7 protein-coding genes and 1 tRNA gene are annotated in these 8,334 nt (G+C 57.6%); 3 read left to right on the top strand and 5 right to left on the bottom strand.

Annotation, left to right across the window (positions count from 1 at the left end):
* A partial coding sequence (locus NW837_RS00510) for an alpha/beta fold hydrolase (RefSeq protein WP_414328761.1) occupies nt 1-581 on the top strand: 581 nt, incomplete at its 5' end.
* Between the two features lie 9 nt (nt 582-590).
* Here the strand turns inward: NW837_RS00510 and NW837_RS00505 are convergent.
* Nucleotides 591-1,127 (bottom strand): HNH endonuclease, encoded by a 537-nt coding sequence (locus NW837_RS00505; RefSeq protein WP_011433030.1) that lies wholly within the window; start codon nt 1,125-1,127, stop codon nt 591-593.
* A 223-nt stretch (nt 1,128-1,350) separates the two neighbouring features.
* Between NW837_RS00505 and NW837_RS00500 the strand changes: the two genes are divergently transcribed.
* Both NW837_RS00500 and NW837_RS00495 read left to right on the top strand, forming a co-directional pair.
* Nucleotides 1,351-2,961 carry a nitrilase-related carbon-nitrogen hydrolase gene (locus tag NW837_RS00500; protein WP_414328760.1) on the top strand — a complete coding sequence of 537 codons (1,611 nt, stop codon included), beginning with the start codon at nt 1,351-1,353 and terminating at the stop codon, nt 2,959-2,961.
* A gap of 66 nt (nt 2,962-3,027) precedes the next feature.
* Nucleotides 3,028-3,100: transfer RNA gene (locus tag NW837_RS00495), tRNA-Thr, on the top strand.
* A 121-nt stretch (nt 3,101-3,221) separates the two neighbouring features.
* Here the strand turns inward: NW837_RS00495 and NW837_RS00490 are convergent.
* The 4 genes from NW837_RS00490 to folB all read right to left on the bottom strand — a co-directional run bounded on the left by NW837_RS00490 (nt 3,222) and on the right by folB (nt 8,276).
* Entirely contained in the window at nt 3,222-5,522 is a 2,301-nt protein-coding gene (locus tag NW837_RS00490) for a DUF1796 family putative cysteine peptidase (protein WP_414328758.1), read from the bottom strand.
* Between the two features lie 309 nt (nt 5,523-5,831).
* Nucleotides 5,832-7,181 carry a sensor histidine kinase gene (locus tag NW837_RS00485; RefSeq protein ID WP_414328756.1) on the bottom strand — a complete coding sequence of 450 codons (1,350 nt, stop codon included), beginning with the start codon at nt 7,179-7,181 and terminating at the stop codon, nt 5,832-5,834.
* Nucleotides 7,182-7,214: 33 nt separating this feature from the next.
* Nucleotides 7,215-7,796 (bottom strand): tRNA-(ms[2]io[6]A)-hydroxylase, encoded by a 582-nt coding sequence (locus NW837_RS00480; protein ID WP_414328754.1) that lies wholly within the window; start codon nt 7,794-7,796, stop codon nt 7,215-7,217.
* A gap of 30 nt (nt 7,797-7,826) precedes the next feature.
* The gene (folB, locus tag NW837_RS00475) at nt 7,827-8,276 is read right to left on the bottom strand and encodes a dihydroneopterin aldolase (RefSeq protein WP_414328753.1); all 450 of its coding nucleotides are present in this window, start codon (nt 8,274-8,276) and stop codon (nt 7,827-7,829) included.
* Nucleotides 8,277-8,334: the final 58 nt, after the last annotated feature.

Below are 8,334 nucleotides of genomic sequence, written 5' to 3'. Positions count from 1 at the left end.
CGGAGTGGGTGCGGGGCGTGGTGCTTTTGAATGGGGCAGGTGGGTTTTCCACCCTCAAGGGATCCCCGACCGGATGGCGGCAATGGATAGGCGGATTGGTGGGCTGGGGCCTGCGCCAGCGCCTGGTGTCTTACCTGCTGTTTCAGTATTTGCGGCAGCCGCACGTGATCCGAGCCAAGCTGAAGCAGGTTTACTACGACCCGGCAGCCGTGACCGATCAGCTGGTCGAGGCCATCCATCGCCCCACCCAGGATCCGGGGGCTGCCGATGTGTTTGTGGCCTTGATGCGAGGTGGGCAGAAGGGACGCTATGTAGATGAGCTGCTGTGCAGCTTGGTGCGCCCGCTGTTGTTGATCTGGGGAGAACGGGATCCCTGGATGCGGGCTCGGGAACGCTCTAAGCTGTACCGGGCCCACTATCCTCAAGCAGTGGAATACTTCCTGGAGGCTGGCCACTGCCCCCACGATGAGCGCCCCGAAGAGGTCAATGCCCTGATTCACCGGTGGATCGAGACCGGGATCCCGGCCACCACTTCTCCCCCCATTTCCAAAGCTGCCCCTGTATCGGAAGTCCATCCCTAGGCGGCCCGTCTAGCTTGGGCTGTCCAACAATTCCTCCTGGGGATCCCCTTCTAGGCCGATGGTGTACTTAGACCATTCTCGATGGGAACCACTGCCGACGGCTTTGGAGATTTCAAAGTAAAGAGTGCTGTGGGGACGGCGGGGTTGGCGCAGCAGGGGCATACCGGCTTCGCGGGGGGTGCGGTTCCCTTTTTTCACGTTGCAACGCACACAGGCACTGACCACATTTTCCCAAGTATCCCCGCCGCCACGAGACCGAGGGATCACGTGATCCAGGGTGAGATCTTCGCCGAAGCAGCCGCAGTACTGACAACGATGCCCATCCCGGTAGAGGACGTTGCGGCGCGTGAGCGGGATCTCCTTGTGGGGAACGTGGACATAGTGGCGCAGACGAATGACAGTGGGCAAGGGAATGTTGCCGTACACCACTCGGCCATTGTGCTCGATTTGCTCGGCCTTGCCCTTAAGCAATAGAACGACCGCCCTGCGCCAACTGGTGATGTTGAGCGGCTCGTAGGAGGCATTCAAAACCAAAACCTTGCCCATAGTGCCGCGCACCGCTGACGGGATCCCTAACCCAAGCCGGAAGGCGCCAGCCCCCTGAAGTTATGCAAAATGTTAACACAGCTTTAGATTCAAGCAGTAGGAGTTCTGTGCTCCAGGAGATATTCCCGGCTGCTGCGAGAGCGCTACTCTGGAGAGGATCCGTCGGCAGGGGCGTGTTCAATCCCCGTGGGGTTTCCCGAGGAGGCTGAATTTTATTGAGGTGATGAAGCTGGAACTGAAATCTTCAACTCAACAGCAGGATCTGCCCCAAAAGAGAAATCCAGGCGAGGGATCCCGCTGGCTGATGGGTCTAGCCATCCTGCTGCTCTGTCTGGGGTCCCCCAACCGCTGGTGGCACTGGTTTCCGGGGGCGCTGCTGGGCTTAGCCCTGCTGTTTGGCCTGTGCGAGCAACGGCAAGGGTGGGCGCGGTGGCGTTTGGCCTATGGCCTCTGGTTTTGGGTTTGCCTGTATGCCTTCTGGGTGGATCCCTTCTCGGTTAAGGTGTTGAGCGCCTGGGAGATCCTGGGGGGCGTGGTGGTGGCTCCCCTGATCCCCCTCTTTTTCACCACTGCTACGCTCCTGAGTTTGCAACTGAGTCGTCCCCTGCCGGTTTGGGCACGTCCGCTGGGCTTGGCCACGGTCTGGACGGGCTTGGATGGGCTGTTGGGCTTGCTCTGGTGGCCCATCCCTTTCCACTGGGGATCCCTGTTGTTCGACTGGCCCCTCGGGATCCAAGTAGCCGATGTTACGGGGATCTGGGGGGTTACCTTCTATGCCGTGTTCGTCAATGGGGTTCTTTGGCAGATGGCCAGGCAGATTTCTAGCCGGTGGCAGGCGGCTGGGGGATCCCTGAGAAACGTTTTGGGTGAGATGCTCAGGAACAGGGATTTCTGGGGTACGCTCGCCTGCGGCCTGGGGTTGACGGGGCTGGTCTTGGCCTATGGAAGCGCACGCCTGGCCTACTTCGATGCCTTGGCCGTTGAAAACAGGGATCCCGGCTTTCGGGTGGGGGCAGTGCAGCAGGTGGCTTGGCTGGAAGCCGATCGCAGTTGGAACTACCGCCTGGAGCGCTACCGGGAGCTGCATCAGCTTTCTGCCCAGGGGGTGGCTGCTGGGGCACAGTTGGTGATTTGGCCGGAGGGGGCGCTGCGGGCACGGCTGCTGAATACTGGCCTGGAACCCTACGTGATCGAGCCAATGCAAGCGATTCTGCCGCCGGAAGGCGCTTTGATTACGGGGGCAACAGAGCCGGATCCCCGCACAGCCCATTTGCCGGAGCCAGAGCAGCGATTTTTTAACACGGCCCTATTGCTTGACGCCCGGGGCAACTTACTGGATTGGTTTGGCAAGCAGTGGATCTTTCCCTATTTCGAGTCGGGGCGCTACGTACCTTCACCCGATGGCTATCGGCCTCTGGACGGAGGGGAGCTTTTCGGGCCTTTGGGGGTGATGATCTGCTTGGAGAGCGTCTTGCCTGCGCCCAGCCGAACTTTAACCCGTCGCGGCGCCGAGTCTTTGATCGTGATTTCGGATGATAGCTGGTTTGGTAATAGCCACTGGCCGATGTTGCATGGCCAGCTCTCGGTTTTCCGGGCTGTGGAAAATCGGCGGGGCGTGGTGTTTGTCAATAACACAGGCGGCAATCTGGTGGTGGATCCCTCAGGTCGGCTCCAGCAGGTTGGCCCCATCTTTCAGCGGGGGGTGATCACGGGAGAGGTGAGGCGGCGCTCTGAGACAACTTTCTACAATCGCGCGGGGGATTGGCTGGCGTGGCTGACGTTGGGGCTATCTTTGGGGCTATGGCGCTGGGGATCCCGAGCAAGGCAAGGATGAGTTAGAATCGATAGGCCCACCGGTGGGTCTGCGGATTCTCCTATCCAATCCTCACTTCAAAGCCCTGCTGATGTAGCTCAGTTGGTAGAGCAGCTCACTCGTAATGAGCAGGTCGTCGGTTCGAGTCCGATCATCAGCTTTCTGGAGTTGAACACCTCAGAGTCCCTTTGGGAGAAGAGTTGGGGGTGGTCGCGGAAGCGGCGCGGAGCGTTTGGGCAGCAGCGATCATTCTTTCGAATTGCAGTGAAACCTTGGAACGGCTACAGTTGTGGAGGGCACCAGAAAAGATTTCGGGTAGAGACCCCCAAAGAATGGAGAATATCTCTCATTACCCCTGTGCAGTACTTCCAATGCTCAGGATCTGCACACATGCGGTCGGGATTTAACTCCATCTCATAATGGATAACATTGGGGATCCCGGCAAACTCATCAGAAGACTGAGGAGAAACAATCAGCAGCAGAAAAGGCTTGCCCCTGCGCTTAGCCGCCAGCTTATCCATTAAGTCAACAACGGCCTCTCGCCGGCAACCCCCTGTGCGCACAAACAAGACTTTATCGGCTTTTTCCAAAACATACATAAAACGCTTGGCGCGAGCAGTGTAGCGAGTTCGCATTCGCTCATAGATGGGGTGCATATTCTGAAGTGGATCCTCCCCCTCTTCCACCTCATGGCCAAAAGAGAGGCCCGTCCACTTGCTGTGGTAAATTCGCCGATCTTCAGGGCTGTAGTGTAAATATTGCGGATCCCACATGCCCTGAAACTCGTTGTGGATCATATCGGCCACATCAGCCAAATTGCTGGTGCGTGTCAAATCAAAAGGAAAGGCAGGCCCGTCATATTCCAACTTGTAGAGCAGCATTCGCACCGCGCAGCGATCCCCTAACGGCACAATGGCAACACGATGAATATCCGATAATTTGCAGGTGTATTCCAGCAGCATGACCGATTCGGGAGCAGCCTTTACCCGGCTTTCGAGGCCGCCTTCCCCGATCATCAGGGTTCGGAAGAGAGCTTCGCGGTGGCTCGGATCTTCATAAACACCCGCTGGCATGGCTTTGAGAGCGGCCCGCACTTCCTTCCACATGGGGTGGATGTTGTACTCGTGACTGCTCTGGTTGATCACGCACAGGCGAGGTATGGGATCAGAAGAGCCTTCTGAGGATCCACTGAGCTTGAGAAGGATCAACGATCCATCCTCGAAGATTGTTTCTACTGATTCCGAGGAAAAGAACTGAGCTATTGGGGAGAAGACCAGATCGGCATCTGCAGGAACGGAGAGGATGGTTTGCACCGAACCATCTTCTTGTACGGAAAGGGAATATAAGGTAGCATCCCCTAGCCTTTCATCGCTTTTGCCAATATACAGACCCGGCTGTAGACCTGCTTTTTGGAAAGCGGCTTGCAAAGGTTGCCAAGTGGGCGTGATGGTGTAAGGGTAGGGAGTTATATTCACGATGCGAAATTGGTTTTTGCCTGTTTCTGCAGTCACCCAAAAACCATGCTCCTCTTCAAAAATGACCTGCTCCCCAATGGGTTGAGGGAGCTTGCCACGAGCCGAGCTAACTTGGCTGGGATCCAGAAGAGAGAGATCGATGGCCTCAAACATGACCTGATGACCCTTGGAATTGGGGTGAGCTGGGTCAAAAGCAAGGTCTGGTTTCCAGCGGCCCTGTCCATCTTCCAAATGAGGCAGCCAATTGAACACAGGGCATCCCCAGCTGAGCATTCTTTGCTGAGTTTCTTGCAAAAGAAGATGCTGTTCTGGGCCGTAGTTTGCATGGGGATAAACCCCTCCCAGAACTGGCAAGGCTCCAATGTCTTGAATTCGCTGAATTAGCCGCTGCAGGCCGTTTTCAAACCGCCTCTGCAGGGCGCGGCGATGCTGGGGCAAGGCCGATACCAAGCCTTCATTTCCCAAGGACAGGGCAACAATAACGACATCAGGACGTTCAGGGATCACCGCCTGCTCAAACCGCAACAGAGTTCGGCTGACATTGGCCCCCAATTGGGAGAGATTTCGCACTTGATGGCCATAGCGCTCTTGTAGAGCTTTCTGCAACAGCCAAGCCCAACCTCGCAACAGCCAAGCGCTGCACCCCAGGGCAACGGAGCTGCCCAAAATGACGACTTTTAGCCCTTGCGGATTTTCCGGTTCGACCTCGGGAATGGGATCGGCAAAATAGCCGTAAGGATAGGCAGGGATCTGGCCAAACTCCCCATCCTCGACAATCAAAACTGCCGGTAAAGGTTCTGGTTCAAGGGGCACCCAGCGATTGACAGCGGTGGATTCCCAAATCACTTCGCCACCGGCTTGCACGCGCAGATATCGGTACTCCACTCGAGGAGTTTCTTTTAAACATCCACTGTAGGGTAACAGCGGGCCGGGCGCGCCATCTGCCGGGCTCAACGGCAACTCTACCCACCACAGCGGATAGCGAGTCGGATCCGTCTGCAGCCAAATGCAATGGCAGGGATCCCAGGAGCCCAATTTTGTGCTGGATCCCACCAAGGCAATTCTCTCGCCCGGCTGGGTAATGGCACGAACCTGGAAGCGATACATAACGTTTTCCTGGCACAGGATTCAATGGGAAATTGTGGGGCTGCGCGGGCGGACTGCACTCACTCATCACCCAATCAACAGCTCAGCAGCCGGCTGAGAAGGGCAAGAGCCTGGGAGCTGATCCCATCTCTGCTGTTTTATCGGGGAAAAAGAGAAGTTCTTAAATCTGGAAAGGAAAGATCTCTAGTACCCAAAAATGCAGTTCAACTGGGCCAATACGGTTCTTAATACAGTTCTGAATAAAGACTCAGTCAATCTTGGCTTAAAGCTAGCATATTGACCGAGGGCTGTCTGTTTTCCAGAGCACTTTTAGACTCTCTCTGGGGTACAGATTTCCAACTGCCGCTGGGGCAAAATAACTTCAAAGCTGGATCCCTGGCCCAGCTTACTCTCCACCTGCACCTGACCTTGATGCTGTTGGGCAATGCTTTTGACGATCGCCAGCCCCAAACCTGACCCCGAGAGGCGACCGGGATCCCCGCTGCGAGCCGGATCTGCTCGATAAAAGCGATCGAACACATGGGGCAGAGCCTGAGGCGGGATCCCTGGCCCGGTATCTTGTACCCGTACCACCAGCTCTGGGGATCCAGAGCGCAGCCGCTGCTCCAGCCTCACCTGCACCTCCCCTTGGGGGGGAGTGTGGAGAAGGGCATTTTCGATCAAGTTGGTAAACAGGCGGGCCAATTGATCTTCATCTCCCCAAAAGCCAAAGGGATCCACCTGGGCGGGAGAAGGTTCCGTCCCGCTCTCAGGGGCAGCAATATCCAGCTGCAAGCGGATCTGCTTTTGGTTGGCCAAGCCCTGCAGCTCTTCCACCACCTGCAGCAGCAGAGCATCCAGCGCACAGCAACGGGGTTGGAAAGGCACCATACCGCTGTCGTGGCGGGCCAGAAACAGCAGGTCATCCACCAGACGACCCAGCCGCAAACACAGCCGCTCCACCATCTGCCAGCGCTGCCGGGTGTCGGCATCCAATTGGGAATCCGCCAAAGCCACCTGTACCGCGGTTTGAATGCTGGCCAAGGGGCTGCGCAGCTCGTGGGAGGCATCGGCGGTAAATTGCTTGAGCTGCTGATAAGACTGCCGGATGGGCTGCATGGCCAGGCCGGAGAGCATCCAGCCAATGGCCCCCACACCCGTCAAACCGGCCACCACCCAGAGGGAAAGATCCCGGATCAACTGTCGCGTTGGCTTGCTCACCTCAAACCAAGGATGGCTGACCCGCAGATAGCCCAGCAGCTTCCCATGGGCCACGATCGGCTCGGTGAACTGACGCAGCCAATACCCAGGAGCGATGCGGGCAGTGTGCAGGGATCCCTCGGTCAACAGGGGGGCAGGGATCCCGCCGGGCACCGTGGACCAGATGAGCGTTCCTTGAGGGCCGAACCACTCCAAGTCGATGTGATCGTCCTCTAGGGTGCTGGGATCATCCCGAAAGCTGGCCTCCAAGCTGCGGCGGGCTTGCTGCGGATCCAAGAGGCTCTCATCCACCACCAAAGACCGCTCGACAATTTCCACCACATGGCCAAGGGTATCGTCCACCCGCTCGATCAGGGTTGACTGCACGTACCAATAGAAGCTGCCGGCAAACAACAGCAGCAACACTGCCGTAACCGTTGTATACCAGAAGGCCAACCACTGCCGCGTCGCTTGAAACATGGGAGCTGCACCGCGGGGGGAAACGGAGTGGGGCTAGCTGTGAACACGGGGCTCGGGGTGAAGGGAAGACAAGATCTCGGCCTCCACCTGGAGTAGAGTATCGAGCCGCTCCTGCACCTGATCGGCGGGAAACTGCTCCAACGCCAAATCCAAGTAAAGCTGCCAATGGCGCTCCTCCGCAGCCGCCAGCCAGAGATAAAACTGCCGCAGCTCTGGGTCGGGCGCGTGGATCCCCAACAGGCCCAAGCGTTCGTGGCTGCGGGCCTCGATAATGGCTGCCACCAGCAAGGTGTCGAGCAGATGCTCTGGCTCAGAGCGACGCAGGTGTTGGTTCAGGCGACCCGCATAGGGCGCAGCCGACAAGGGCTTGATGGGGATCCCCAGCCGTTGCAGGTGGCGATGCACCCGCTCAAAATGCTGCAGCTCCTCCCGCGCCAGCGGCGGGAGGGTTTCCACCAAACGCCCATTAGCCGGGTAGCGAAAGAGCAGACTGAGGGCGTTGCCCGCTGCTTTTTTCTCACAATTGGCGTGGTCTAGCAAGACCAGATCGATGTGCCGGGTAGCCTGTTCGATCCAGTCCTCAGAGGTACGAGAAGCAAGTTCTAGAGCAAGCACAGGGTCGGTAGGAAAGGGTTAAGAGAAGTTCTAGGGACGAACAATCTCCACAGTAACCCGCCCCGTCAGCTCCGGGATCGGGGGATGACACTTGGTCAATCGGATCTTAGCTTTGCTGGCCCCCGTCTCCCGCAGCACCATTTCGGCAATCGCCTCCGCCAAGCTCTCGATCAGCACAAACTGATTGCTTTTCACCAGTTCCGCAATCCCGGCCACTGCAGAACGGTAGTCGAGGCTATCACACAGTTGGCCGCTGAGAGCAGCCGGGCGCAGATCCGCCCACAGCTCGAAATCCACCTCAAACCATTGCCCCAAAGCCCGTTCCGCCTCATCAAGGCCGGTATAACCGTAGTAGCGCAGGCCGGAGACGATCAGCCGATCTCGCAACTGCTCGGGGGGTCGCCGAGGGATCCGATCGGGATCTGGATAGGGCTGCTGACTGTTGCTGCTGACACTGGTGGGGATCTGTAGCTGATACATTTACGCTGAACACTGCTGAACATCACTGTTCAACTATGCAGCGATAGCATTCTGTTTG

It is taken from the genome of Synechococcus sp. R6-10, assembly GCF_047461815.1.
GTDB lineage: Bacteria > Cyanobacteriota > Cyanobacteriia > Thermostichales > Thermostichaceae > Thermostichus.
Note: the sequence above shows the minus strand (reverse complement) of the source record. Positions and strands in the feature narration are given on the sequence as shown.

What these genes read in the sequence shown, in the direction of transcription:
- NW837_RS00505 (WP_011433030.1), bottom strand. Translation starts at nt 1,127, where the DNA reads ATGGGCAAGGTTTTGGTTTTGAATGCCTCCTACGAGCCGCTCAACATC.
- NW837_RS00500 (WP_414328760.1), top strand. Translation starts at nt 1,351, where the DNA reads ATGAAGCTGGAACTGAAATCTTCAACTCAACAGCAGGATCTGCCCCAA.
- NW837_RS00490 (WP_414328758.1), bottom strand. Translation starts at nt 5,522, where the DNA reads ATGTATCGCTTCCAGGTTCGTGCCATTACCCAGCCGGGCGAGAGAATT.
- NW837_RS00485 (WP_414328756.1), bottom strand. Translation starts at nt 7,181, where the DNA reads ATGTTTCAAGCGACGCGGCAGTGGTTGGCCTTCTGGTATACAACGGTT.
- folB (WP_414328753.1), bottom strand. Translation starts at nt 8,276, where the DNA reads ATGTATCAGCTACAGATCCCCACCAGTGTCAGCAGCAACAGTCAGCAG.